The organism is Phenylobacterium sp. CCH9-H3, assembly GCF_001557235.1.
Lineage (GTDB): Bacteria > Pseudomonadota > Alphaproteobacteria > Caulobacterales > Caulobacteraceae > Phenylobacterium.
On record NZ_LSJI01000057.1, the window covers coordinates 1 to 24,336 of the forward strand.

The window sequence follows — 24,336 nt, forward strand, 5'->3', positions numbered from 1 at the left end:
CTTCGCCCCCGCCCCCTGGGTCGTCAGCGGCCCCGACGGCCTCAACCTGGTCGAGGAGGCTGCCGCCGACGCCGCCCAGGCCTTCGGCCGCATGTCCGCCTTCCAGGGCCAGATGGGCATGTTTGTCCGCGCCTACGCCTACATGCGCAGCCACGGCGCCGACGGCCTGCGTCAGGTGGCCGAGGACGCTGTCCTCAGCGCCAACTATATCAAGGCCCGCCTCTCCGACGTCATGACCCCGGCCTTCCCCGACGGTCCCTGCATGCACGAGGCGCTGTTCGACGACGCCTGGCTCGAAGGTACCGGGATCACCACCCTCGACTTCGCCAAGGCCATGATCGACGAGGGCTTCCACCCTATGACCATGTACTTCCCCCTGGTGGTGCACGGAGCCATGTTGATCGAGCCGACCGAGACCGAGTCCAAGCGCGAGTTGGACCGCTTCTGCGAGGCCCTGCGCGCTTTGGCCGAAACGGCCAAGCTTGGTGACGTCGAGCGCTTCAAGGGCGCACCGCACTTGGCCCCGATGCGGCGGCTGGACGAGACCCTGGCCGCCCGGAAGCCGAAACTGGTCTGGAAGCGGGAGTCCGGCGGCGCCTAAGTGACGGGAAATGCACAGGATCCTGTGCCAATCTGTGACAGTCCTGCACCGAGGTGTGGCGCCGGCGCCATGAGCTGGGGAATAGGCGCACGTTAGGAAAATTTAACGGCGCCTCGTCTTTACGATTCTCCCGTACGTACGCATATGAGGTGCGTGACGGCGGGTCCTCCCCGTTCCGCCGCGCACCCCCCAGGACTATCCAAGTGTCATTCGCCATGCCCTCTCTGCGCGTCTATCGCGCCACGGACGATCTCGCGCGCGAGATTGCCGGCCGCATCAAGCGGTTCGGGCTGGTGATGCTTGGCTTCGCGATCATCGTGGCGGGCATCGCCATCGCCCCCCTGCCGGGCCCCGGCGGGATCCCGGTGATCGTGGTCGGCCTGATGATCGTGCTGAAGAACTCGTTCAAGGCGCGCCGCCAGTTCGTGCGGCTGCACCGGGCCCACCCGCGGATGCTGTCGCCGATCCGGCGGCTGCTGCGACGCGACCCGGAGTTCATGGCGCTGTTCTACCATCAGACCCTGCGGGTCGAGCGTATTCTGCTGCCCCGGCGCATCCGCTTCGTGAAGCCGCTCCGCCGACGCTTCCGGCGCTAGCGACCTTCGCGCCGCACCGGCGGCGGGGTGCGCCCACGAACCCCACAAGGCTCATGCACAGTCCGGAAATCCGGCGCGTCTCCCCAGGTGGAGCGCCGCGGACTGATCATGTCATTGTGGGGTTCGTGGACAGGCGACGGACGCGCGGCGTTCCCCAACGCCAGGCGTCCGGCCACGGGCCACCGCGCCGCAAGGGCGCGGGCCCGATCTCGTCGAACTACTGCAGTTTCCCCGTCAGCTGACCGATCGCCTTGTCGATCAGCTGATCGGACTTCGCGCCGGCAAGGCGCTGGGTCAGCACGCGTTCGGCCATCTGGGCGGCCAGTTCGGCGGCGGCGGCCTTCACGTCCGCCGCCGCCTGGGCCTCGGCGATCTGGATGCGCTGCTCGGTCAGCTTCTGGCGTCGCGCGAGGCTTTCCTCGAGCTTGGCCTTGGCGTCGGCTTCGAACAGGCGGACCTGCTCCTGGGCGGCGGCGAGCATGTCCTCGGCCTGACGCTGGGCGGCGTCACGCTCGGCCTGCAGCTCCTGCAGGAGGCGCTGAGCCTCCTCCCGGATGCGGGCGGCCTCGTCCAGGTCGGACTGGATCTTCGCGGCCTGGCCATCCAGGGCGGCGGCGACCGCGCGGGGCGCCTTGGCCACGAAGATGACGATGGCCAGGAAGATCAGCAGGCCTGCGCCGACCCAGAACTCGGCCTCGGCGGGATTCAGGAACGCGGGCATCAGGCGACCCCTTCAGCGGCCTTGGCCTCAGCGGCCGTAACCGGCTTGCCGGTAAGCTTGGCGACGATCGACGAGGCGGTTTCCGCCGCGATCCCACCCACATTCGTCATGGCCTGATCGCGCAGGCCGCGGATGCGCACCTCGGCCTTGTCGATCTGCGCCGACAGTTCAGCATCCTGCGCGGCCTGGGTCTTGGCCATCTCGTCGGACGCCTTGGCGCGCGCGTCGGCCACCAGCTTGCGGGCGTCGGCGCGGGCCTTGTCGATGTCGGCCTTCACCGCCTCGGCCTTGGCGTCGGCTTCGGCCTGGACGCGGCGAGCTTCGCTCAATGCGTCGGCGATGGTCTGGGCGCGGGTGTCCGCCACCGCCCGGAAGCGCGGGACGAAGACCCGGGCGAACAGGACGTAGAGGATCGCGAACAGGATGAGGAGCCAGACGATCTGGCCGCCCCAGTACTCGAACTGGAACTGCGGCAGGCCGCCGCCGCCCTCGCCGTGGCCGGCCGCCTCGGTGGTCCCGGCAGGGACGCCGTGGTCGGACGCAGCGTGCGCGGCTTCGGCGGCGGATACGCCGTCGGAGGCGTCGACGGGCGACGCAGAATGGGTCTCGGTGGCCATCAGGCTCGTAAGTCCTTGTAGTCCGTCTGGAGGCGCGCCGCGTCGAAGCCGCGCGCCCTCGACGGGCGCGGGCTTAGCTGAAGAGGATGAGCAGGCCGAGCACGAAGGCCAGGATGCCCAGGGCTTCGGTCAGAGCCGCGCCGAGGATCAGGTTGGTGAACTGGCCGCCGGCGGCCGACGGGTTGCGCGTGGCGCCTTGCAGGAACCCGCCGAACAGGGTGCCCACGCCGATGCCCGCACCGATCATGCCGAGGGTGGCGAGACCAGCGCCGATGTACTTAGCCGCTGCCGGATCCATGTCTTAAGTCCTGTTGTTCGTTGAACGTTTGGGTTGGTGGAGAACGGCCGTCAGTGATGATGGCCGAGGTTGACCACGTCATTCAGATAGACGCAGGCCAGAACCGCGAAGACGAAGGCCTGAAGGAAGGCCACGAGGAACTCCAGGGCCGTCAGGGCCACGACGCCGCCCAGCGACAGCATGGCGCCCGGGATGCCCAGGAGGCCCAGCCCGCCGCCGGCCGCCAGCATGCCCAGCGAGACGACGAAGCCGGCGAACACCTTCAGGGCGACGTGGCCGCCCAGCATGTTGCCGAACAGACGAAGCGCCAGGGTGACCGGACGGAGCAGGAACGAGATGAACTCGATCGGCGTCACCAGGATCAGCATGTACCAGGGCACACCGGCCGGGACGAACAGCTTGTACATGTTCGCGCCGTTGCGGGCGAAGCCGATGATCAGGACCAGCAGGATGGTCATCGCCGCCAGCGTCGCCGTGACGGCGAGCTGCGAGGTGGCGGTGAACACCAGGAACAGGCCCAGCAGGTTCATCGCCAGGATGAACAGGAACAGGGTGAAGATGAAGGGGAAGAACTTCCGCCCCTCATGCCCGATGATCGAGGTCGTCAGGTTGTCGATGTAGTTGAACGCGGCCTCGCCCACCATCTGGAGGCGGCCGGGCACGACGGCGCCCTTGGACGTCGCCAGGGCGAAGAAGCCCGCGATCCCCGCCGCCGCCAGGGTCATGGCCAGCGTCGAGTTGGTGAACGCCATGTCGATGACGCCCACGCCCGGGATCGCGAAGTCCGGCAGATCCACGATCTTGTGGATCTCGAATTGATGCATCGGGTCGGCCATGCCGCCTCGAACTCCTTCAATCTTCCTCGTCGTCGTCCGGGGGCAGGTCTCGCGCGGGCCCTAGCTCCCGCTCGAGGTCGGCCGACATCTTGCGTGCCGAGCCCACCGCCATCCAGATCGACACGCCGAAGCCCACCAGGACTCCGACGATCATTCCCCAGGGGCCCGTTCCGGCCAGCGCGTCGACCGCCGCCCCGAACCCCAAACCGACAAACAGTCCCCCCAGCAACACGCCGAGGAGGCGATATCCATATCCGGCCGCCTTGACGCCATAGTCCTGTGGCGTCTGGACGGTCCGGGCCTCCAGAGCCCCCGCCCGAGCGCTCAGGCGCCGGAGCGCTTCCTCGCGCGTCTCGTCATGCTGCGGCATGGAAGGGAGGCCTCGCGCCCCGTCACCCCGGATGGCCGGGGCTTCAGGTCGCGCGGAACCTATAGACGCGTTTGCAGTGCGTCAAGATTCGTTCGAGACCATGTAAATTCTTGTTTTTATTTATTTATATCAACGCCCGATGATCGTGCGGGCGTGACGTTGCGTCACTGGGCGGCCATCGCCTCGGCTTGCCGCAGGTCCACCGAGACCAGTTGCGAGACGCCCCGCTCGGCCATGGTGACGCCGAACAGGCGGTCGGTGCGCGCCATGGTCACCGGATTATGGGTGATGACGATGAAGCGCGTCTCGGTTCGGCGGCACATCTCGTCGACCATGTTGCAGAAGCGGTCGACGTTGGCGTCGTCGAGCGGCGCGTCCACCTCGTCCAGCACGCAGATGGGCGCCGGCTGGGCCAGGAAGACGGCGAAGATCAGCGCCGAGGCGGTCAGCGCCTGCTCGCCGCCGCTCATCAGGCTCATGGTCGCCAGCCGCTTGCCCGGGGGACAGGCGTAGATTTCGAGCCCCGCCTCCAGCGGGTCGTCCGACTCGACCAGCCGCAGTTCCGCCTGCCCGCCCTGGAACAACGCGGAAAACAGCGTCTTGAAGTGCTCGTTGATCACGCCGAAGGCCGCCGTGAGCCGTTCGCGACCTTCGTGGTTCAGTTCGTCGATGCCCTGACGCAGGCGCGCGATGGCGCCGGTCAGGTCGGCCCGCTCGACGTTCATGGTCTCAAGCCGCGCCGCCAGTTCCTGCGCCTCTTCCTCGGCGCGCAGGTTCACGGGCCCGATGCCCTCGCGCTGGCGCTCCAGGTTGAAGAGGTGCGCCTCCATCCCCTCGGCGTCGGAGGGGATCGCCACGGCCTCGTCGGCGAGCTTCCGGGCCAGCTCGTCGGGCTCCACCTTGGCGGCTTCGCGGATGTTCTCGGAAACCTCCTTCAGACGCTGCACGGCGGCCTCGGCGTGGGCCGAGAGGCTGGCGCGCACCTCCCGCGCCTCGGACGCGGCGGCCTCGCAGGCGCGCAGACCCCGGTCGGCCTCCGCACGCTCGTGCTCGGCGGCGGCGAGCGCGTCCGACGTCTTCGCCCGGCGGGCCTCGGCCGCGGCCAACTCGTCCAGCAGGGCCGACTTGCGGCTTTCCAGCGTGGACGGCGCGTCCTGGGCCGCCGCCAGCGCGGCGTGCGCCTTGCCGCGCGCCTCGTCGAGCTGGGCGACCCGCTTGGCCGCCGCGCCTGAGCGGCGGGTCCAGTCATCGTGCTCCCGGGTCAGGGTCTCCAGGCGGCGCGCGCGGCCATCGCGCTCACGGATCTCCATCTCGTAGGCGGAGCGCGCCTGGGCGGCGGCCTCGCGGGCGGGCCCGGCGGCGGCGCGGGCCGCGGCGAGGCGCTCGGCGATGTCGCTCGCCTCCCCCTCGTCGCCCGCTTCGGCGACCACCGCGGCGAGCTGGGCTTCGTGCTCGGCGAACTCCGCTTCGAAACGGCCGATGAGGTCGTCCAGGGACGTGGCGCGCGCCTCCTTGAGCGCCGCCTCGCGGTCGAAGCGCTCCAGCGCGGTGCGGGCCTGGGCCGCGCGCTGCTCAAGGGCCGGCGGCTCGCGCCGGGCGGTCCGCAGGGCTTCGTCCGCGGCCCGCACCCGGGCCTGCGCCGCGTTGGCGGCCTCGCGCGCGGCGCGGGCGCGAGGCTCCAGCTTTTCGATCTCGGTCTCGACCTCGCTGAGGCGGGTCCTCTGTTCCAGTCGCACGGCCGCCGGCTTCGGCGCGTCGGCCCGGGCCGTGAAGCCGTCCCAGCGCCAAAGGTCGCCTTCGCGCGAGACCAGGCGACCGCCTGGGGGTAGGGCCTTCTGCAGCCGCTCGCCGTCTGCCCGATCCACCAGGGCCACGTAGGCGAGGCGGGCGGCGAGGGCGGCCGGAACCTTCACGAGGGGCGCAAGCGGCGTGGCGCCTTCGGGCCAGGCCGGGGCTGGCGCCTCGCGGCCGCCCCAATAGGCGGGGGCGGCCGGATCGAGCGACGCGTCCAGGTCGTCGCCGAAGGCGGCCGCCAGCGCCGTCTCATAACCGCGGTCCGGCGAGACCGAATCAAGGGCGGGCGCGAAGCCGCCGCGCCGCGCCTGGGCGACCAGCGCCGCCAGGGCGCGGGCCTCGGCGGTCAGCCGTCCGAGCTGTTCCTCCAGCTTGCGCGCCGCCTCGCGGGCGATGGCCTCGGCCTCGGTGGCCTTGGCGCGCTCGTCCTCCGCGGCGTCCAGCGCGGTGCGAGCGGCTGCAAGAGCGGCTTCCGCTTCCTCCAGCGCGGCGCGCGCGGCCGCGGCCTGCGGGTTGAGGATCGGCCCCAGGGCCTGGCGCTCCTGCCTGGCCTGGTCCAGGGCGCGCCGTGTGCGGGCGAGCCGCCCCTGGGCTTCCTCGACCCTGGCGCGCGCGGCGCGGCGCTGGGCCTCCTGGGCCGCGAACTCGCCGGCGAGGCGCTCGACCTCCGCATCGGCGGCGGCCCGCGCGACCTCGGCGGCCCGCGCCGCCGCCTCGAGCTCGGGCCCCCGCTCCGGCGCAGCTTCGATCTGACGCCGCAGCGCCTCCAGGTCCTCGGCCAGGCGCTTCAGCGCGACCTCGGCGTCGTCGGTGATGTGGGCCTCGCGGGCGCGATCGGCGTCGATGCGCTCGAGGTCGCCGGTGAGGCGCGCCAGTTCCGCGGCGTGCGCCTCCTCCTCCCGCTCCAGCCGATCCCTATCGATGGCCAGCTTGTGCAGGATGGCCGCGGCGATGGTCTCGGCCTCGCGCAGGGGCTTCAGCGCGGCCTCGGCCGCGGCGGCGCGAGCCGTGGCCGTGGCCGCCGCGCGCGCGGTTTCCTCCACAGCCCGGATGGCGGCCTGGCTCTCCGACACCAGGCGTTCGGCCGCCGCCTTCGCCTCGGCCCACTTGGCGTAGAGCACCGCGCCCTGCAGCGCCCGGATTTCGGCCGACAGGCGCTTGTACCGCTCGGCCTGCCGAGCCTCGCGCCGCAGGCGGCCGAGGTTGGCCTCCAGCTCCTGGGCCACGTCGTCCAGCCGGGTCAGGTTGGTCTCCGCGGCGCGCAGACGCAGCTCCGCCTCGTGCCGCCGTGAGTGCAGGCCCGACACGCCGGCCGCCTCCTCCAGGATCAGGCGGCGGTTCTGCGGCTTGGCGGCGATCAGCTCGGAGATCTGGCCCTGACGCACCAGCGCCGGCGAGCTCGCCCCCGTCGAGGCGTCCGCGAACAGGAGCTGGACGTCGCGCGCGCGCACCTCCCGGCCATTGATCTTGTAGGTCGAGCCTGCGCCCTTATCGATCCGCCGCACCACCTCGATCACGGGATGGTCGTTGAAGGCCGGCGGCGCCCGGCGTTCGGCGTTGTCGATGGTCAGTGAGACTTCGGCATGGTTTCGCGCCGGCCGGTTCGAAGCCCCCGCGAAGATCACGTCGTCCATTCCGCCGGCCCGCATGGCCTTGGCGGAATTGGCCCCCATCACCCAGCGGAGCGCCTCCAGCAGGTTCGACTTCCCGCAGCCGTTCGGCCCGACGATGCCCGTGAGTCCTGGCTCGATCCGAAACTCGGTCGGATCGACGAAGGACTTGAAGCCCGCGAGCCTGAGGCGCTGGAAGTGCACGGCCGGCTAGCGCCTCCCCGTGGACTTCGACGCCCGGGCGATCGCGGCGTCCAGATCGGCGAGGGTCGGCGTCTCCTGGTTGGGCAGCTGCACGCCGTTCACGAAGAAGGTCGGCGTCCCGGTGACCTTGTCGGTCCCCGTGGCGTACTCCAGCCGCGCCTGCAAAGCCTCCTGGGCCTTCGGGTCGGTGATGCAGGCCTCGAACTGGGTCTCGGTCAGGCCGTTGTTCTTCGCGATCTCCACGAAGATCGGCTTGATCGATCCGCTCTGCCAGCGGGCCTGGCTGCGGAACACCTCGTCGACGATCTTGAAGTAGCTCCTCCCGCCGTCGCACCGCGCCAGCATGAAGCCGGCGGCGGCCACCTGGGCCGGCGCGGTCAGCAGTTCGCGGATCGTGAAGCGCACCCGCCCCGTGTCGATGTATTTGGCCTTGAAGGCGGGGAACACGTCGGCGTGGAAGTGCGCGCAGTGCGGGCAGGTGAGCGACAGATATTCCACCACATGCACCGGGGCCTTGGGGTCGCCGAGGCTCATGTCGCCCGGCGCGGCCTTGAACTGGGCCCAGGCGGGCGCGGCCCCGCCGGCCGCCGTAGCGGCTGCGGCGACGATCGCGGCCCGGCGGGTGAACCTGGTCACGCTACTTGCCCGCCCCGGCGACGGCGGCTTCCAGCTCCTGCATCGAGAGCTCGCCCTCCTTCAGCTTCTTGCCGTTGATGTAGAAGGTGGGGGTCGAGGTGATGTTGCGGTTCTTCTGGGCCGCCTCGACCCGGGCGTTGAGGGCCTTGGCCGCGGCCTCGTCCTGGACGCAGGCGTTGAACTGGGCCTCGGTCATGCCGGCCGACTGGGCGACCTTCAGCAGCGTGCCGCGGGCGTCGCCGGTCCGGTACATCTCTTCCTGGCTGTGGAAGAGCGCATCGATCACGCTGAAATACTTGTCCTTGCCGGCGCAGCGGGCGACCAGCACGCCGGCCGCAGCCACGGCCTCGGGCGGCGTCAGGAATTCGTGGTAGGTCCACCGCACCTTGCCGGTGTCGATGTACTTGGCCTTGAACTCGGGGAAGACGTCGATGGCGAACCGGCCGCAGTGGCTGCAGGTGGTCGAGGCATATTCCTCGATGTGCACCGGCGCGTCGGCCTTGCCCATGGTCATGGCTTCGGTGGAGGCCGCGCCACCGCCGCCCCCGGCATTGTTGCAGCTCGCGAGCGCCAGGGCCGCACCCGCGGCGGCGGCGACCATCAGGAGACGGCGGCTGAGGATCGACATCGAAGACCTTCCGGCAGTTCTGAACAAAGGATTAAAGCGCGATTCCCGCGCGCCCCAAGCAACCCTCGCAAGAGGGGCCCGGCCGGCAGATGCCGATGGGACCGCGGCGGATATGTGTCAACCTTGGCCTTGGCGCTTCAGAACACCCCGTCCCAGAGCCAGCAACGCGTCCTTCAGCTTCCCGTCGGGCGCTCCGGCCAGGCCCTCCGCCAGCTTCGCCTCGGCCGCGGCGTCCAGCGGCGCGGCGCGGCGCCGGGGCGGCGGTTCGGCCTGGCGCTGCAGCGGCCCCTGCACGATCCGCAGCTTCTGGACGGCCTCGGGCCCGAGGAACACGTTCACGCGCGCCAGGATCTCGTGAGCCTGGTGCTGGATGATGGCGGCGGCCGGGCCGGCCACGCGGATCTCCAGCGACGACGCGCCGCCGTTGCGCCCGCGCACCAGCTTCACCGGCTCGGTCCGCCGGGCAATCTCGGACCCCACCACCTCGCGCCAGCGCGTGGTGAGCGCGCCCGCGCCCTGGCCGTACTTGGCGTCGAGTTCCTTCACGAAGCGGTTCAGGGCGCGCCCCGCCGGCGGCGCCGGCCGATACGGCGGCCGCGTCTTCTTCTCCGCCAGGATGCGGAGGGCTTCCTCGCGAGTGGGAAGTCGGCGGGCCATGGCTCCTTACTACCGCGCCGGACGCCGGGATGGTAGGCGGGCGCGTGAACCCCGAGACCCTCCGCACGCAGCTTCTCGCCTGGTATGACGCCAACGCCCGCGACCTGCCCTGGCGCGTGGGTCCGGCGGACCATGCCGCCGGCGGGCGCGCCGATCCCTATCGGGTGTGGCTGTCCGAGGTGATGCTGCAGCAGACCACGGTGCCGCATGCGACGCCCTATTTCCTGAAGTTCACGGCCCGCTGGCCCACGGTCGCGGACCTGGCGGGCGAGGCGGACGGCGAGGTCATGGCCGCCTGGGCGGGCCTCGGCTACTACGCCCGCGCCCGCAATCTGCTGGCCTGCGCCCGCGCCGTGGCGCGCGAGCATGGGGGCGTCTTCCCGGACACCGAGGAGGGCCTGCGCGGCCTGCCGGGCCTCGGCCCCTACACCGCCGCCGCGGTTGGCGCGATCGCCTTCGACCGGCCCGCCAATGTCGTCGACGGCAACGTCGAGCGGGTGATGGCGCGACTGTTCGCGGTGGAGACGCCGCTGCCCGAGGCCAAGCCCGAGCTGAAGCGGTTGGCCGCCGGCCTGGTTCGCGACCACCGCCCGGGAGACTGGGCCCAGGCGTTGATGGACCTGGGCGCCACCGTCTGCCGGCCGAAGGCGCCGCTGTGCGACCGCTGCCCGGTCGCGTCGCACTGCGCGGCCCTGGCGACCGGCGCCCCCGAGACCTATCCCCGACGAACCGCCAAGGCGGGGCGGCCGCATCGCCACGGCGTCGCCTACGTCCTGACCCGGGGCGAAGAGGTGGCCCTGGTCCGCCGTCCGCCCAAGGGGCTGCTCGGCGGCATGCTGGCCCTGCCCACGAGCGACTGGCGAGCGACCCGCTGGAGCGACGCTGAGGCGGCGGAGGCGGCGCCGGCCCCGGCCGCCTGGCGCGGCGTGGGCGAGGTGGAGCACGGCTTCACCCACTTCACCCTGACCTTGCGCCTGCTCCGCGCAGAGGGAGACGCGGCCGGCGTGATCTGGAGCCCGCGCCGCGACCTCGACGCCCTGCCCAGCGTGTTCCTGAAGGCTGCGCGGACGGCGCTGGCGAACCTGCTCTAGCGACGGCGCGGGAAGGCGACGCTGAGGATCGCGAAGCCGGCCAGCGACAGGGCCAGGGCCGTCGCCGGGATGGCGGGCACGCCCCAGGCGGCCAGCGAGGCCCCGCCCGCCGCCGAGCCCAGCGCCTGGCCGACGGCGATCACCGAGCCGTTGAGGGCGAGCGCCACGGGCGCCCCATCGGTCATCTGGATCAGCCGCGACTGGATGACAGGCGTGATCGAGAACAGCGCCGTCGCCGCCACGAGGATCGCGAGCGCCACCAGGAGCTGGCTCGGCAGGCCGGGCGGGAGCGCATGGTGGGTGGCGGCGAAGTGGAGGCTCATGGCCACGCCCTGGATCGCGAAGCCCTGCATGATCCAGGCCTTGCCGACATTCCGGTCGGCGGCGCGACCGCCGAGCCAGAGGCCGATGATCGAGCCGAAGCCGATCATGGCCTGGAACGCCCCGACGCCGGCGCCGGTCACGCCAGCCCCGACCCGCACGACGGGGGCGATGTAGAGGTTGAGCGTCATGTTGGCGGCGAACACCAGGAAGGTGGTCAGGTACAGCGGCCAGATCGCCGAGACGGCGACGGCGCCGCCTTCCCGCTTCGGCGGCGCGGGCGCCCGCGGCAGGAACAGCGCCACGGCCAGCAGCGCCGAGGCCGAGAGCAGCGCCGCGAACAGGAAGGTGGCGCGCCAGCCGAACAGCGAGCCCACCACGCTGCCCATCGGGATGCCCAGCACGAAGGCCAGGGTCATGCCGCCGGCGACCATCGCCAGCGCCGACCCGCGCCGCTCGGGCGGGACCATCGAGGCCGCCGCGACGCTGGCCGCCGGCCCCGACATGGCGCCGGCGAGTCCCGCCAGGCCGCGCAGGCCCAGCAAGGTCTCGAAGTTCGGCGTCACGGCGCAGGCCAGGTGCAGCAAGAGGCCGAAGCTGAGGCCTGCGAGCACCACAAGCTTGCGGTCGAACCTGGCCAGCACATGGGCGGCCACAGGGCCAAGCACGGCGGAGGTCAGGACGTAGGCGGTCTGGAGCTGGCCGGCGACGGCGGTCGAGACGCCCAGGTCCGCCGCCATGGTTTCGAGCAAGCCGGCGAAGATGAACGCCGCCGAGCCGAACGCGAACGTCACCATGGTGAGCACGAACACGCGCGGATTCATCGCCGCGACCTGCCCATGCCGTCACCCCCGTTCAAAACACCTGTTCGGATCAGGGTGACCGAAGAACCGGTACGGGGTCCAGCGACTTCCCCCGCTCAGCGGCGGAAACCGGTCAGATCGGCATCTGCGCCCGGACCTTGGCCCGCAGCACGTCGATGGGCGCCAGGCCCTTGTCGGTCTTGAAGTGCCAGTAGGTCCAGCCGTTGCACGCCGGCGCCGACTGGACCATCGCGCCCATCTTATGGATGGACCCCGACAGCTCGCCCACGACCAAGCTCCCGTCGGGCCGCACCCGCGCCGCGTTCTGGCCGCGGGGGCAGTAGAGCACGTCGCCGGCCCGCAGCAGCCCGGCCTCCACCAGGCTGCCGAACGGCACCCGGGGCTCCGACTTCTTGGAGCCGGTGACCGCCATCTCCTCGGCCGTGGCCGGGATCACCCGGGCGATCCGCGCCTCGGCGATGGCCGCGTACTCGGCCTCGCGCTCGATGCCGATGAACTTGCGGCCCAGGCGGCGCGCCACCGCGCCGGTGGTGCCGGTGCCGAAGAACGGATCCAGGATCACGTCGCCCGGCTTCGTCGAGGCCATGATCACCCGGTGCAGCAGCGCCTCGGGCTTCTGCGTCGGATGGGCCTTGTCGCCCTTGTCGTCCTTCAGCCGCTCCTCGCCCGTGCACAGCGGCAAGGTCCAGTCCGAGCGCATCTGCAACTCGTCGTTCGCCATCTTCATGGCGTCGTAGTTGAAGGTGTAGCGGCGGCCACCCCGGCTCTTGGCGGCCCAGATCAGGGTCTCATGCGCGTTGGTGAAGCGGGTGCCCTTGAAGTTCGGCATCGGGTTCGACTTACGCCAGACGATGTCGTTCAGGATCCAGAAGCCCAGGTCCTGCAGCGTCGCGCCCACGCGGAAGATGTTGTGGTAGCTGCCGATCACCCACAGCGCGCCGTCGTCCTTCAGCACGCGCTGGCACTCGGCCATCCAGGCCTTGGTGAAGGCGTCGTAGGCGGCGAAGCTCTCGAACTGGTCCCAGTGGTCGTCGACCGCGTCGACCTTGGAGTTGTCCGGCCGCAGCAGGTCGCCGCCAAGCTGGAGGTTGTAGGGCGGGTCTGCGAACACGAGATCGACCGACCTGTCGGGGAGCTTCTTCAGCTCCTCCAGGCAATCGCCGTTCAGAATGGCGTCAACCGGCAGCCCCATGGCCCAACCTCAAACACAACAGAAGGCGTGAATCTTCAGGCCAACATGGTGAACAGGCCGTCAACGGCCGATTGGGCAGATCTCAGGCTGCGAGCGCGGCGCCGACGTGTCGTTCCAAGGCGCCGAGCAGCTGGGGCACGGAGACCGGCTTGTTCAGGTGGCCGTCGGCGCCGGCGCGCGCGCCTTCGTCCACGTGGGCCTGCAGACCGTTGGCCGACACGATGAGGATGGGCATGCGCGGGCGGCCCTGCTCCGCCTCCCACGCACGGATGCGCCGGGTGGCCTCGAAGCCGTCCATCACCGGCATCTGGATATCCATCAGGACGGCGTCGAAGCCCCCTGTGACAGCCGCCTCGACGCCGGCTTGCCCGTCTTCGGCCTCCGCGTGCTCGATGCCGGCGGAGTCCAGGATCAGCGCCAGGACCTGGCGGTTGATCTGGTTGTCATCGACGATCAGCACCCGGAAGCGGCCCGACTCGCCCGGCGGCTGCGCTTCGGCCGGCATCACGACCTGGGGCTGCGCGAGGGCCGGGACCTCCAGGGTGAACATGAAGGTAGAGCCCTGGCCCGGCATGCTCACGCAATCCAGCTCGCCGCCCATCAGGGCCACGTACTCGCGGCAGATCGCCAGGCCGAGACCTGCGCCGCCATGCTTTCGGGTCGAACTGTCGTCGGCCTGCTGGAAGCGGCCAAACAGCGTGGCCTTCATCGCCTCGTCGAAACCCGCGCCGGTGTCTCGGACGCGGAACGTCACGCGATCGCCCTCGCGATCCAGGACGATCGCGACCTCACCGGCGTCGGTGAACTTGACCGCATTGCTCACCAGGTTGCCCAGCACTTGGCGCAGGCGTGTGGCGTCGCAGGTTACCCGCGCCCCGGCGCCGGGCGAGATCTCCACCCGCAGGGCAAGACCCTTCTGCTGCGCACGTGGCGCGAAGAGGCCCCGGACGGACTGGGCCAGCTCGTCCAGCGCCACGACCTCGGGGCGCAGCTCGGCGGCGCCCGCCTCCACGCGGGCCAGATCGAGGAGGTCGGCCAGCAGGGAGTTCAGCAGCGCCCCGGAGGTGCGGATCACGCCCACCAGTTCCTGCTGGGTGGCGGAAAGCTTACTGTTCGCCAGCACGTCCGCCACGCCCAGCACACCGTTCAGCGGCGTGCGTATCTCGTGGCTCATGTTGGCCAGGAACTGCGACTTCGCGCGGTTCGCCGCCTCGGCCGCGTCGCGGGCCTGGGCGAGGGCCCTGGCGCTCTCCTGGACCTCGGTGATGTCGGTCACGACGGAGACCCCGCCGCCGTCCTGTGTGGTGAAGGCCTCGTGGCGCATCCAGCGGCCGTCGGGCAGCTTCAGCTCCAGGCTGGCCGAGCGGCCTTTGCGCGGCTGCGTGTGGTGCTTGGGGCTGTAGTCGATCTGCGGCTCCCAGCCGGCGGCCAGGACCCCGGCGATCAGCTCGTCGCGCGTTACGCCCCCAGCCAGGGCCACATCGGCGCTGGCCATCAGATCCCCGTAGGCCCTGTTCCAAGAGACCAGGCGGCCGTGAGCGTCGAAGAACGCCAGTCCCGACGACACCGCGTGCAGCGCGTCGCGCAGGCCGTTCAGCGTCGATCGCCGGCCGAGGCCTTCCATCCAGATCAGGCTGGAGGCGCCCGCCAGGATGAAGCCCGCCATCAGCGCCGTGGCCAGGGCCAGCGGTGCGCGGCCGATCAGCTCTTCCGGTATGGCCAGCGAAGGATCGGGCACGAGCTTCAGCGCGGTCATCGCGGTGAAGTGCAGTCCGACGATGCCCAGCAACAGGATCGTGGCGGGCGCCACCCAGCCCGCGCGGCCGTTGAGCCGGCGGCGCGCCTCGAACGCCGCCGCGCCGCCCACCATGCCGACCGCCACCGCGGCGATCACATAGGCCAGGTCCCACTCGATCCGGGCCGAGGCTCGCATCGCATTGATGCCCATGAAGTGCATGGCCGCCACCGACAGGCCCGTCAGAGCGCCGCCCGCCCAGGCGATGATCCGCCCCGACTGCAGCACGGGAACCGCGAAGCCTGCCCCCATGCCGACCACCGCCATGCCCAACGACAGCGCCGTGGTCGACATCTCATAGCCCGTGGGCATCTGCGGCAGGTAGGCCAGCATGGCGATGAAATGGGTCGCCCAGACGCCGCAACCGGCCGCCACCCCGGTCAGCCCGATCCAGGCCCAGCGCGACGCGCCCGGCGCCTTCAGGCTGCGGATATGGAAGCCGAACGCCGCGCTGCACCCCAGGGCGCAGGTCAGCGCAGCCAACACGACCAACCTCAGGTCATGCTCGACCAAGATGCACGTCAGGACGGAGAACATGGACTGCCCGGGTTCAAATCGGGACGACGCTACGCCAACTGCGTTAAGATTGACTGCTCGACTTCGCGCGAGACGATGATCGAATCAGCATCACATCCTGGAATAGAAATTCGCGGAATCGTCGGCTCGGCGCGTCACGCGAGGGCTCAGCCCTCGAACGGCAGCTCGTCCTGAAGATCGCCTTCGAGCCGCGGATCCTTGCCCGCCAGCACCAGTTTCACCGGTCGCCAGGCGCGCCGGTGGATCTCGCACGGGCCCAGGCTCACCAGGGCCTCCACGTGGGTGGGGGCGTTGTAGCCCTTGTGGCTGGCGAAGCCGTAGCCCGGATAGAGCGCATCCATCTCCATCATCAGCCGGTCGCGGGCGACCTTGGCCAGGATGGAGGCCGCCGCGATCGACTTGGACTTGCCGTCGCCCCCCACCACCGTCTTCACCTCGCAGGGCAGCTTGAAGCGGTAGTTCCCGTCCACCAGGGCGAAGGTTGGCTGAACGCTCAAGGCCTCGATCGCCCGGCACATGGCGAGCCCGGTGGCATGCAGGATGTTGAGTTCGTGGATCTCCTCGACGCTGGCGAAGCCCACGCCCCAGGCCAGGGACTTGGCCTTGATCTCGATCTCCAGCGCCTCGCGCGCCTTGGCCGTCAGCTTCTTGGAATCGTCCAGGCCCTTGGGGATCTTCCGCGGGTTGTCGTGCAGGATCACCGCGGCCGCGCTGACCGGCCCGGCCCACGGGCCGCGCCCCGCCTCGTCCACGCCGCACACCGGGCCGCCGACGAAGGTCTTTTCCAGGAGAAGCGTGGGACCCTTGGCCATCAGCGCGCCAGCGTCTTCACCTGGTCGTGCCGGAAGCAGCAGGTGAAGTGGTCGTTGACCATCCCCACGGCCTGCATCCAGGCATAGACGATCACCGGGCCGACGAACTTGAAGCCCCGAGCCTTCAACGCCTTCGACACCTCGACCGCCAGCTCGGTCTGGGCGGGGACCTCCCCGAAGGCGTTCCACCGGTTCTGGATCGGCTTGCCGCCCACGAAGCCCCAGCAGAAGTCCGAGAAATCCTCGCCGCGCGCCTGCATCTGCAGATAGATCTTCGCGCTCTCGATGGCCGCGTCGATCTTGGCGTTGGAGCGGACGATGCCGGCGTCGGCCATCAGCCGGGCGCGGTCGGCCTCGCCGTAGCGGGCCACTTTCTCCGGGTCGAAATTGTCGAAGGCCGCACGGAAGGCCTCGCGCTTCCTCAGGATCGTGATCCAGGCGAGCCCCGCCTGGAACCCATCGAGGACGAGCTTCTCCCACAGCGCGCGGGAGTCATATTCCGGCACGCCCCATTCGGTGTCGTGATAGGCCTCGTACAGCGGGTCGCCGGCCATGCCGCGCCATTCGCACCGAGTCAGGGTCCCAGTCATCGGCGGCACTCTCAGCGCAGCCGGCGGCTGGAAACAAGGGGCCAAAGTTTCGATGGCGTTCGAAGGCTTCCAGTTGTCGCAGGTGAAGACCGGCGAGGTCTCGCTCCGCGTTCGCCGCGGCGGCTCGGGGCCGCCGGTGCTGCTGATGCACGGCTATCCGGAGACGCACATGATGTGGGCCAAGGTCGCCGAGGGTCTGGCGCGCGACTTCACCGTCGTCTGCTTCGACCTGCGCGGCTACGGCGGCTCGACCGCGCCGCCTGCCAGTGAGGACCATGAGACCGCGTCCAAGCGCGCCATGGCCCGGGATGCCATGGCCGTAATGCGCCATTTCGGCTTCGAGACCTTCGACGTGGCCGGCCACGACCGGGGCGGACGTGTCGCCTACCGCCTCGCCCTCGACCACCCCCAGGCCGTGCGTCGGCTGTCGATCCTCGACATCATCCCGACGGGCGAGGTCTGGGCCCGCGCCGATCGCCGGTTCGCCCTGGGCTATTGGCACTGGCCGTTTCTGGCCCAGCGCTACCCGCTGCCCGAGCGCCTCATCGGCGCCGATCCGGAGTCCTTCTTCTTCGGCCTCCAGTACCCCGACGCGGGCCGAGACTTCGACCCTGAGGCCTACGCCGACTACGCTGCTGCGGTGCGAACGCCCTCCGTCGTCCACGCCATGTGCGAGGACTACCGCGCCGGCGCCGGCTACGACCGCCGCCTGGACAACGAGGACAAGGCCGCCGGCCGCAAGGTCGCCTGCCCGATCCAGGTGCTCTGGGGCGGCAAGGGCGCCCTCGCCGCCTGGTACGACACCCTCGCCATCTGGCGCGAATGGGCCGACGACGTCCGCGGCCAGTCCCTCGACTGCGGCCACTTCATCCCGGAGGAAAAGCCGGCGGAGACGCTGGCGCTGCTCCGGGCGTTCTTCGGAGAGCGGTAAACATATCACCCTTTGTCATCCCGGTTTCGCGGCACGCGAAGACCGGGATGACAGCCGTGGCTAAGCCGCGGACTCCGCCATCGCGCCGGCCATCCAGTCCGGAACCTCCGCCCGCGCCGGCCGGCCGTGGACGGTCAGGTCCGCCCCCAGGGCCCGATCAAGTCGCACGAGGGCGATAGCGCGCCCGTCACCGCCAGAGAGCACCTCGCCCGCACGCAGCTCGCCGTTCAACACCTCGGTCCCGGGCGCCGGCGCCGGCCCGTCGAACACCAGCGGCAGCATCCGGTTCTTGATGGTTCCCCGGCGCTTCATCCGCGACGTGGTCTCCTGGCCGACGAAACAGCCCTTCTTGAAGTCGATACCGTTCAGCAGGTCGAAATTGGCTTCGATGGGATAGGTCTTGTCCGTGCCCCAGTCCGCCGGACCCGGCACGCCCAGGGCCAGCTTCTGGGCCTCCCGCTCGGCCTCGCTCGCCAGTTGCGCGCCCGGCGGGGCCTTAACCCCATAGCCGCGCCAGCCCAGCTCCGGCAGCCGCGGGTCGCGGACCCACCCCGCCCGGTCCGGCGGATCGCCGCCGAACAGGATGCTCACTTGCGTATCGTCCGCCGCGATCTCCACCTTGGCCCGCAGGCGATAGAGGGTCAGGCGCTGGATCAGGGCGTCGCGGTGCGCGCCCTCGACGTCCAGCCAGGCGCCGTCGCCGCTCGGGACCACGAACAGGTCGTAGAGCAACCGGCCCTGGGGCGTCAGCAGGGCCCCGAACCGCGCCTCGCCCACCGCCAGGGTCTCGACATCCTGGGTGATCAGCCCCTGCAGGAAGCTGCGCCAGTCGGGGCCGGAGAGGGCGATGAGCGAACGGCTTGGCAAGTGCGCGAAGGTGACAGTCTGCGACATCCCGACAATTTGGGGCCGCGCGGTGTGGAGCGCCAGCGGCCGCATGCGTATAGGAATGCCGATGTCGGCTTCCTTCCCGATCCTTTTCATCACGGCCACCCGGATCGGCGACGCCGTGCTGTCGTCCGGCCTGATCAAGCGGCTGGCCGACGAGATCCCCAACGCCCGCTTCACCATCGTCGCCGGTCCTGACGCCGCGCCCCTGTTCGCCGCGGTTCCGAACCTGGCCCGGGTGATCGTCCTGGAGAAGTCGAAGAGCGGGAGCCACTGGTTCGAGCTCTGGCAGAAGGTGCGCCAGACCAACTGGGGCCTGATCGTCGACCTGCGCGGCTCGGGTATCTCGCGCTTCCTGTCGACCAAGCGCCGCGCCATCCATCGCAAGAGCGTCCAACCGGCGCACAAGGTGCTGGAGGCGGCGAAGGTCCTGAAGATCGAGGACGAGCCGGCGGCGCCCCACATCTTCACCAATGCCGACGTCGAGGCCTATGCGGACGAGCTGACCCGCGGCGCCGGTCCCATCCTGGCCATGGCGCCGGCGGCCAACTGGGTGGGCAAGACCTGGCCCGTCGAGCGGTTCAGCCAGGTGGCCATGACCCTGCTGCACGGCTACGGGCCGCTGGCGGGCGGGCGGCTGATGGTGTTGGGCGGGCCCAGCGACGAGAGCCTGGCGCGGTCGCTGAAGGATTCCGCTGGCCGACGCTTCATCAACCTGGCCGGCAAGGTCGACCTGCTGACCGCTTTCGCCTGCCTGAAGCGGGCGCGGTTGTTCATCGGCAACGACAGCGGCGCCATGCACCTTGCCGCCGCCGCCGGCTGCCCGACCATCGGCCTGTTCGGCCCCTCCGACGAGCGCCTCTATGCGCCCTGGGGCGAGCACGCGCGAGTGGTGCGCGGCCCTCGCTCGTTCGAACAGATCCAGGCGGTTGACCCTGGCTTCGGCCAGGCGCTGTGTCACATGATGGACCTGCCGGTGAAGACGGTCCTCGCCGCCGCCAACGACCTCCTGAAAGCCACGGAACCCCGGAATGCCTGACACCACCTACGACCTGATCGTCCGCGGCGGCGAAGTGGTGAACCACGCGGGGCGCGGGGCGGCCGACATTGGCATCCGGGGCGGCAAGTTCGCGGCCATCGGCGACCTCTCCCAGGCCTCGGCGGGCGAGGTGTTCGACGCCACCGGCCTGACGGTCATGCCGGGCGTCATCGACACCCAGGTCCACTTCCGCGAGCCCGGCCTGGAGTGGAAGGAGGACCTGGAAACCGGCTCCCGATGCGCGGTGCTCGGCGGCGTGGTCGCGGTGTTCGAAATGCCGAACACCGAGCCGACCACCACCGACCCGGACGCCCTGGCCGACAAGCTGAAGCGCGCGAACCACCGCATGCACTGCGACCACGCCTTCTACGTGGGCGGCACGCACGAGAACGCCGCCTTCCTGGGCGAGCTGGAGCGCCTGCCGGGCTGCTGCGGGATCAAGGTTTTCATGGGCGCCTCCACCGGCACCCTGCTGGTGGCCGACGACGAGGGCGTCGAGCGGGTGCTACGCAGTATCAATCGCCGCGCCGCCTTCCATTCCGAGGACGAATACCGCCTCGCCGACCGCCGCCCCCTGGCGCGCACCGGCGACTGGACCAGCCACCCCGAGGTCCGCGACGCCCAGTCGGCGATCCAGTCCACCGAGCGGCTGGTCCGCCTGGCCCGCAAGACCGGCAAGCGCATCCACGTCCTGCACGTGACGACCAAGGAGGAGATCGCCTTCCTCGCCGGCCACAAGGACGTGGCGTCCGTCGAGGTCACGCCCCAGCACCTGACCCTGGCCGGACCGGAGGCCTACGAACAGCTGAAGGGCTTCGCCCAGATGAACCCGCCGATCCGGGACGCCGCCCATCGGGCGGGCCTGTGGGTCGGCGTCGCCAACGGAGTAGCCGACGTCCTGGGCTCCGACCATGCGCCGCACACCCGCGAGGAGAAGGCCCGCCCCTACCCGGCCTCGCCCTCGGGCATGCCGGGCGTTCAGACTCTGCTGCCGGTCATGCTGACCCACGTGGCCGACGGGAAGCTCAGCCTGGAGCGCCTGGTCGACCTCACCAGCCACGGCGCCCAGCGCATCTTCGGCCTGGCCGACAAGGGCCGCCTGGCCGTGGGCTACGACGCCGACCTGACGATCGTGGACCTCAAGGCCCGGCGCACCCTCACCCACGAGCAGATGGCGACCCGCGCCGGCTGGACCCCCTTCGACGGCTTCGAGGCCAAGGGCTGGCCCAAGGCCACCATCATCCGCGGCCGGGTGGTCATGCGCGACGACGAGATCGTCGCGCCCAGCCTGGGCGAGCCGGTGCGGTTCCTGGAGACCCTGCCGGCCGACGCCTGAGGCGTCAGTCCAGCGACGCCAGCACGTCGCGGGCGAACTTCTGCTCGTCGAACCGCGCCGCCGCGGAATCGAAGCCGCGGCGGACGATGACCACCTTCTTGGACGGCACGATGAACACGTACTGCCCGCGGTTGCCGTTCATGCCGTAGGTCCCCTCCGGCAGGCCCTGCCCCGGACCGTACAGCCAGAAGAACGCACCATAGCCCGGCCCCTTCTCGGGCTGCGCCGGCCCCGGCGTGGCGACGAACCGCGACCAGCCCTCCGGCAGCAGGCGCTCGCCATTCCACACCCCGTCGTTCTGGTAGAGCAGGCCCAGCCGCGCCAGGTCCCGGGCCGTGGTCCAGACCTGGCTGGAGAGGATGTAGTTCCCCTGCCAGTCGGTCTCCGGCGTCGTGTGGCGCATGCCGATCTTCCAGAGCAGTTCGGTGAAGGGGAACGCCAGCGCGTCCGGCCCATCGCCCAGGGCCGCGCGCACACTGCGCGCCGCCAGCAGCGTGTCGTTGTTCGCGTACCGGAAGCGGCTGTCGGGCGCGGCCTCCAGCGGCATCCGCGTCGCCCACTCCGTGACCAGGCCGCCCCCCACATAGACCTCGTCCGTGCGGTTGCCCGGCCCGTCGGTCCAGAGGCCGGAGCCCATGTGCAGCAGCTGGGCCATCGTGATGGCGGCCCGGGGGTCGCCCGGCGCCCGCCACTCCGGGATGTCCGCCGGCGCTTCGACGTTCACCTTGCCCAGCTGCGCCGCCCGGCCGACCACTGTGGCGGTCAGGCTCTTGGCGGCCGACCAGGTCCGCTGCGGCGTGTGCAGATCATAGCCGGGCCGGTAGCGCTCGCCGACGATCCTCCCGTCCTTCACGATCACCACCGCGGTGGTCTTGCCGCCGTAGACGCCCGGGTCGAACGCCTGCGCCAGCAGCGGCTCCAGAGCTTTCGGCGTCCTGGCCGTGGCCTTCTCGTCGCCGTCGGGCCAGTTCGCCTTCCCGGCCGGCGGCGGCTGGATATCCAGGCGCGGCAGCTTCGCCACGGCCTCCGCCCCCGCCCCGATCGGCAGTTGCGCGCAGCCCAGACTCGGCCGCCAGGCCGCGATCCGCGGCGGCAGCTTCGGATCGAACGCCACGCTCACCGTCTTCGCCTGCCGGTCGACCACCGCCGGCAGCGTCCGCACCAGCGCCTGGTAATCCGGATATATCCCCTCCAGGTCGTCGGCCGCGATCTCGGCCTCGGGCCGGCCGGCGTTGAAGACCCCGCTGCAGAGGAAGGCGGCCTTGTAGCCCGCCGCCAGCGCCCGCACGTGCGGGTCCTCCGCCGCCGTCGCGCTGTTGGCCAGAACCGCCGCGGCCATGGCCGCCAGAAAAATCGACCGCATGTGGCAGACCCCTGTCGAATCGGGCGGACGACGCCCGTCTCCCCGGTGACGCACGCTTGCGCGTCGCGCAAACTTCAACGCCGGAGAGGACCCAAATGAAATACATGCTGATGCTCTACGAGCCCGAAGGCGCCTACGAGGGCGAAGCGGGCCAGAAGACCCTCGCGGAGATCATCGCCCAGCACATGAAGCTGGCCGAGGACCTGGTGGCGGCGGGCGTCGAGTTTTCCGGCGAAGAGCTGCAGCCGACCCGCGCCGCCCGCACGGTGCGCACCGATGCGGACGGGGCCAAGACGGTCCACGACGGTCCCTTCGCCGAGACCCGCGAGCACCTGGGCGGCTTCTACGTGATCGATGTCCCCGACCTCGAAGCCGCGACCGCCTGGGCCCGCAAGGTTCCGATCATCCCGGGCGGCAAGGTCGAGGTCCGCCCGGTGGTCGCCCACTGATCCGGCGGAGGAACCGATGCAATACATGATCCTGATCTATGAACCCGAAGGCGCGAGGGCGAGACCGGCCAGGCGGCGCTGACCGACATTGTCGCGAAGCACATGGCCCTGGCCGCCGAGCTCCGCGCCAGGGGAGTGATGAAGGGCGGCTCCGGCCTTCAGGACACCTCCACCGCCACCACAGTCGTGACCCGGGGCGGTCAGCAGACCCTCCACGACGGCCCCTTCGCCGAGACCCGCGAACACCTGGGTGGCTACTATCTGATCGACGCGCCCCACCTCGACGAGGCGCTCGCCATCGCGCGGCGCGTCCCGGTCGTCGACGGCGGCAAGGTCGAGGTCCGCCCTCTGGCTGTTTACTGACCCATGCGACGCTTCGGCCAGGACATCTCCGTCGCCCGTCCGCGGGTCGTGGCTGCTCTGGCCGGGCGCCTGCGCGACCTCGACCTCGCCGAAGAGGCGTTCGCCGAAGCCGCCGCCGCCGCGCTCGTGGCCTGGCCGAACCAGGCGCCGCGCGATCCCGCCGCGTGGCTGTGGCGCGCCGCGCTGCGGAGGGCGATCGACGCCAAGCGGCGGGCCGCCGTGCGCGCGCGGGCGGTGCTCGATGCGCCCGAGCCACCGCCCACCCCGGAGGAGGCGCTGATGGCGGCCGACGAGCCCATACCCGACGAGCTGCTGAAGCTGATCTTCGTGTGCTGCCATCCCGCGCTGGCGGCGGACAGCCGCGCCGCCCTCACGCTCAAGGTCGTCTGCGGTTTGTCCACGGAGCGCCTGGCCCGCGCCTTCTTCACCGCCGAGCCGGCCATGCTGCAGCGGATCACGCGCGCGAAACGCAAGATCGCCGGCGCCGGCGTGCCGTTCGAGGTCCCCACCCGCGCCGCCTGGCCGGAGCGGCTCGAGGCGGTCCTGGCCACCCTCGAGATCGCCTATGCCCAGGCCTACGAGGACGCCGCGCTGGCCGATCGCGACGCCGCGCCCTTCGCCGCTGAGGTCTTGCGCCTCTCCGGCCTGCTGGCCGAACTGGTCCCCGGCGAGCCCGAGGTCCTGGGTCTCGCCGCCCTTGTCCGGTTCGCCGAGGCGCGCCGTCCGGCCCGGCTGGACGATGCGGGCGCCATGGTCCCGCCACCCGAGCAGGAGGTCCGCCTGTGGCGCCGCGACCTCATCGCCGAGGGCGCGAAGCTCCTCGACCGCGCAGCCGCCCTTCGCCGCAGCGGCCCGCGGCAGATCCTGGCCGCCATCCACGCCGCCCATTGCACCCGCGCCGAGACGGGCGCGACGGACTGGCCGACCATCGCCGCGCTCTATGACGTCCTGGCCGAGGTTCGCCCCCATGCCGCCGTAGCCGTGAATCGGGCCGTGGCCATCGGCGAGGCGCGCGGCGCGGACGCGGGCCTCGCCGAGCTCGCGCGGATCGAGGGCCTGGAGGGTTGGCTGCCCTACCAGGCCGCCCGGGCCGCCCTCAGCGCGAGGAGCGGACGTCGCGACGAGGCGCGCGACGCCTACGCCGCGGCGCTGGCCCTGGAACCGCCCCCTGCCGAGCGCCTGTGGCTCGAGCGCCGACGTCGGGACCTTGACGTGGCGTGACGCCGGGGCCGCGGTT

At 70.9% G+C, this 24,336-nt stretch carries 24 protein-coding genes and 1 pseudogene; 9 read left to right on the forward strand and 16 right to left on the reverse strand.

What is annotated here, in order from left to right:
* Both AX721_RS04705 and AX721_RS04710 read left to right on the forward strand, forming a co-directional pair.
* Window positions 1–601, forward strand: a pseudogene (locus tag AX721_RS04705) (aminomethyl-transferring glycine dehydrogenase subunit GcvPB); the annotation flags it as partial.
* 215 nt (window positions 602–816) lie between these two features.
* Window positions 817–1,197 (forward strand): PGPGW domain-containing protein, encoded by a 381-nt coding sequence (locus tag AX721_RS04710; RefSeq protein ID WP_068874869.1) that lies wholly within the window; start codon window positions 817–819, stop codon window positions 1,195–1,197.
* A gap of 217 nt (window positions 1,198–1,414) precedes the next feature.
* On the opposite strand, the gene AX721_RS04715 is transcribed toward AX721_RS04710, so the two are convergent.
* The 9 genes from AX721_RS04715 to AX721_RS04755 all read right to left on the reverse strand — a co-directional run bounded on the left by AX721_RS04715 (window position 1,415) and on the right by AX721_RS04755 (window position 9,568).
* Window positions 1,415–1,918: a F0F1 ATP synthase subunit B gene (locus AX721_RS04715; RefSeq protein ID WP_068874870.1), complete on the reverse strand. Its 504-nt coding sequence runs from the start codon at window positions 1,916–1,918 to the stop codon at window positions 1,415–1,417.
* Entirely contained in the window at window positions 1,918–2,535 is a 618-nt protein-coding gene (locus AX721_RS04720) for an ATP synthase F0 subunit B' (protein ID WP_068874871.1), read from the reverse strand. The genes AX721_RS04715 and AX721_RS04720 overlap by 1 nt, the downstream gene beginning before the upstream one ends.
* Before the next feature lie 73 nt (window positions 2,536–2,608).
* Window positions 2,609–2,833 (reverse strand): F0F1 ATP synthase subunit C, encoded by a 225-nt coding sequence (locus AX721_RS04725; RefSeq protein ID WP_068874872.1) that lies wholly within the window; start codon window positions 2,831–2,833, stop codon window positions 2,609–2,611.
* A 50-nt stretch (window positions 2,834–2,883) separates the two neighbouring features.
* Window positions 2,884–3,669: a F0F1 ATP synthase subunit A gene (locus tag AX721_RS04730; protein WP_068874873.1), complete on the reverse strand. Its 786-nt coding sequence runs from the start codon at window positions 3,667–3,669 to the stop codon at window positions 2,884–2,886.
* A 16-nt stretch (window positions 3,670–3,685) separates the two neighbouring features.
* Window positions 3,686–4,039 (reverse strand): hypothetical protein, encoded by a 354-nt coding sequence (locus AX721_RS04735; protein ID WP_068874874.1) that lies wholly within the window; start codon window positions 4,037–4,039, stop codon window positions 3,686–3,688.
* Between the two features lie 164 nt (window positions 4,040–4,203).
* Entirely contained in the window at window positions 4,204–7,647 is a 3,444-nt protein-coding gene (gene smc, locus AX721_RS04740) for a chromosome segregation protein SMC (RefSeq protein WP_068874875.1), read from the reverse strand.
* A gap of 6 nt (window positions 7,648–7,653) precedes the next feature.
* Window positions 7,654–8,283: a DsbA family protein gene (locus AX721_RS04745; protein WP_068874876.1), complete on the reverse strand. Its 630-nt coding sequence runs from the start codon at window positions 8,281–8,283 to the stop codon at window positions 7,654–7,656.
* 1 nt (window position 8,284) lies between these two features.
* On the reverse strand, window positions 8,285–8,911 hold the full coding sequence (locus tag AX721_RS04750; RefSeq protein WP_068874877.1) for a DsbA family protein: 627 nt from the start codon (window positions 8,909–8,911) through the stop codon (window positions 8,285–8,287).
* A gap of 117 nt (window positions 8,912–9,028) precedes the next feature.
* Window positions 9,029–9,568: a DUF721 domain-containing protein gene (locus AX721_RS04755; RefSeq protein ID WP_068874878.1), complete on the reverse strand. Its 540-nt coding sequence runs from the start codon at window positions 9,566–9,568 to the stop codon at window positions 9,029–9,031.
* A gap of 44 nt (window positions 9,569–9,612) precedes the next feature.
* Between AX721_RS04755 and mutY the strand changes: the two genes are divergently transcribed.
* On the forward strand, window positions 9,613–10,659 hold the full coding sequence (gene mutY / locus AX721_RS04760) for an A/G-specific adenine glycosylase (protein WP_231733172.1): 1,047 nt from the start codon (window positions 9,613–9,615) through the stop codon (window positions 10,657–10,659).
* Here mutY and AX721_RS04765 read toward each other — a convergent pair.
* The 5 genes from AX721_RS04765 to AX721_RS04785 form a co-directional block, all read right to left on the reverse strand.
* A complete protein-coding gene (locus tag AX721_RS04765; RefSeq protein ID WP_068874880.1) occupies window positions 10,656–11,804 on the reverse strand; it encodes an MFS transporter in 1,149 nt (382 codons plus the stop codon). The two genes, mutY and AX721_RS04765, sit on opposite strands and share 4 nt — an antisense overlap.
* Window positions 11,805–11,916: 112 nt before the next feature.
* On the reverse strand, window positions 11,917–12,996 hold the full coding sequence (locus AX721_RS04770; protein WP_068874881.1) for a site-specific DNA-methyltransferase: 1,080 nt from the start codon (window positions 12,994–12,996) through the stop codon (window positions 11,917–11,919).
* A gap of 82 nt (window positions 12,997–13,078) precedes the next feature.
* Window positions 13,079–15,274, reverse strand: coding sequence for an ATP-binding protein (locus AX721_RS04775; RefSeq protein WP_197422464.1), 2,196 nt, complete (start codon window positions 15,272–15,274; stop codon window positions 13,079–13,081).
* 200 nt (window positions 15,275–15,474) lie between these two features.
* A complete protein-coding gene (locus tag AX721_RS04780; protein WP_068874883.1) occupies window positions 15,475–16,140 on the reverse strand; it encodes a ribonuclease HII in 666 nt (221 codons plus the stop codon).
* Window positions 16,140–16,730, reverse strand: a complete 591-nt coding sequence (locus tag AX721_RS04785) for a DNA-3-methyladenine glycosylase I (protein ID WP_068874884.1) — start codon at window positions 16,728–16,730, stop codon at window positions 16,140–16,142. Before AX721_RS04785 ends, AX721_RS04780 begins: the two co-directional genes overlap by 1 nt.
* Before the next feature lie 52 nt (window positions 16,731–16,782).
* On the opposite strand from AX721_RS04785, the gene AX721_RS04790 reads away from it, so the two are divergent.
* On the forward strand, window positions 16,783–17,661 hold the full coding sequence (locus AX721_RS04790; RefSeq protein ID WP_068874885.1) for an alpha/beta fold hydrolase: 879 nt from the start codon (window positions 16,783–16,785) through the stop codon (window positions 17,659–17,661).
* A 60-nt stretch (window positions 17,662–17,721) separates the two neighbouring features.
* Here AX721_RS04790 and AX721_RS04795 read toward each other — a convergent pair whose 3' ends face one another.
* A complete protein-coding gene (locus AX721_RS04795) occupies window positions 17,722–18,555 on the reverse strand; it encodes a folate-binding protein YgfZ (RefSeq protein ID WP_068874926.1) in 834 nt (277 codons plus the stop codon).
* Between the two features lie 61 nt (window positions 18,556–18,616).
* On the opposite strand from AX721_RS04795, the gene AX721_RS04800 reads away from it, so the two are divergent.
* Together AX721_RS04800 and AX721_RS04805 are read left to right on the forward strand one after the other, a co-directional pair.
* Complete coding sequence (locus AX721_RS04800) at window positions 18,617–19,588, forward strand: glycosyltransferase family 9 protein (RefSeq protein WP_068874886.1); 972 nt, start codon at window positions 18,617–18,619, stop codon at window positions 19,586–19,588.
* Window positions 19,581–20,924, forward strand: a complete 1,344-nt coding sequence (locus tag AX721_RS04805; RefSeq protein ID WP_068874887.1) for a dihydroorotase — start codon at window positions 19,581–19,583, stop codon at window positions 20,922–20,924. Before AX721_RS04800 ends, AX721_RS04805 begins: the two co-directional genes overlap by 8 nt.
* 4 nt (window positions 20,925–20,928) lie before the next feature.
* Here AX721_RS04805 and AX721_RS04810 read toward each other — a convergent pair whose 3' ends face one another.
* The gene (locus tag AX721_RS04810) at window positions 20,929–22,287 is read right to left on the reverse strand and encodes a serine hydrolase (RefSeq protein ID WP_068874888.1); all 1,359 of its coding nucleotides are present in this window, start codon (window positions 22,285–22,287) and stop codon (window positions 20,929–20,931) included.
* Window positions 22,288–22,382: 95 nt separating this feature from the next.
* Here AX721_RS04810 and AX721_RS04815 point away from each other — a divergent pair, with 95 nt between their 5' ends.
* The 3 genes from AX721_RS04815 to AX721_RS04825 all read left to right on the forward strand — a co-directional run bounded on the left by AX721_RS04815 (window position 22,383) and on the right by AX721_RS04825 (window position 24,320).
* Window positions 22,383–22,736, forward strand: a complete 354-nt coding sequence (locus AX721_RS04815; RefSeq protein WP_068874889.1) for a YciI family protein — start codon at window positions 22,383–22,385, stop codon at window positions 22,734–22,736.
* A gap of 102 nt (window positions 22,737–22,838) precedes the next feature.
* Complete coding sequence (locus tag AX721_RS04820; RefSeq protein WP_197422465.1) at window positions 22,839–23,099, forward strand: YciI family protein; 261 nt, start codon at window positions 22,839–22,841, stop codon at window positions 23,097–23,099.
* 3 nt (window positions 23,100–23,102) lie between these two features.
* Entirely contained in the window at window positions 23,103–24,320 is a 1,218-nt protein-coding gene (locus AX721_RS04825; RefSeq protein WP_068874890.1) for an RNA polymerase sigma factor, read from the forward strand.
* The last annotated feature ends 16 nt before the right edge of the window (window positions 24,321–24,336 follow it).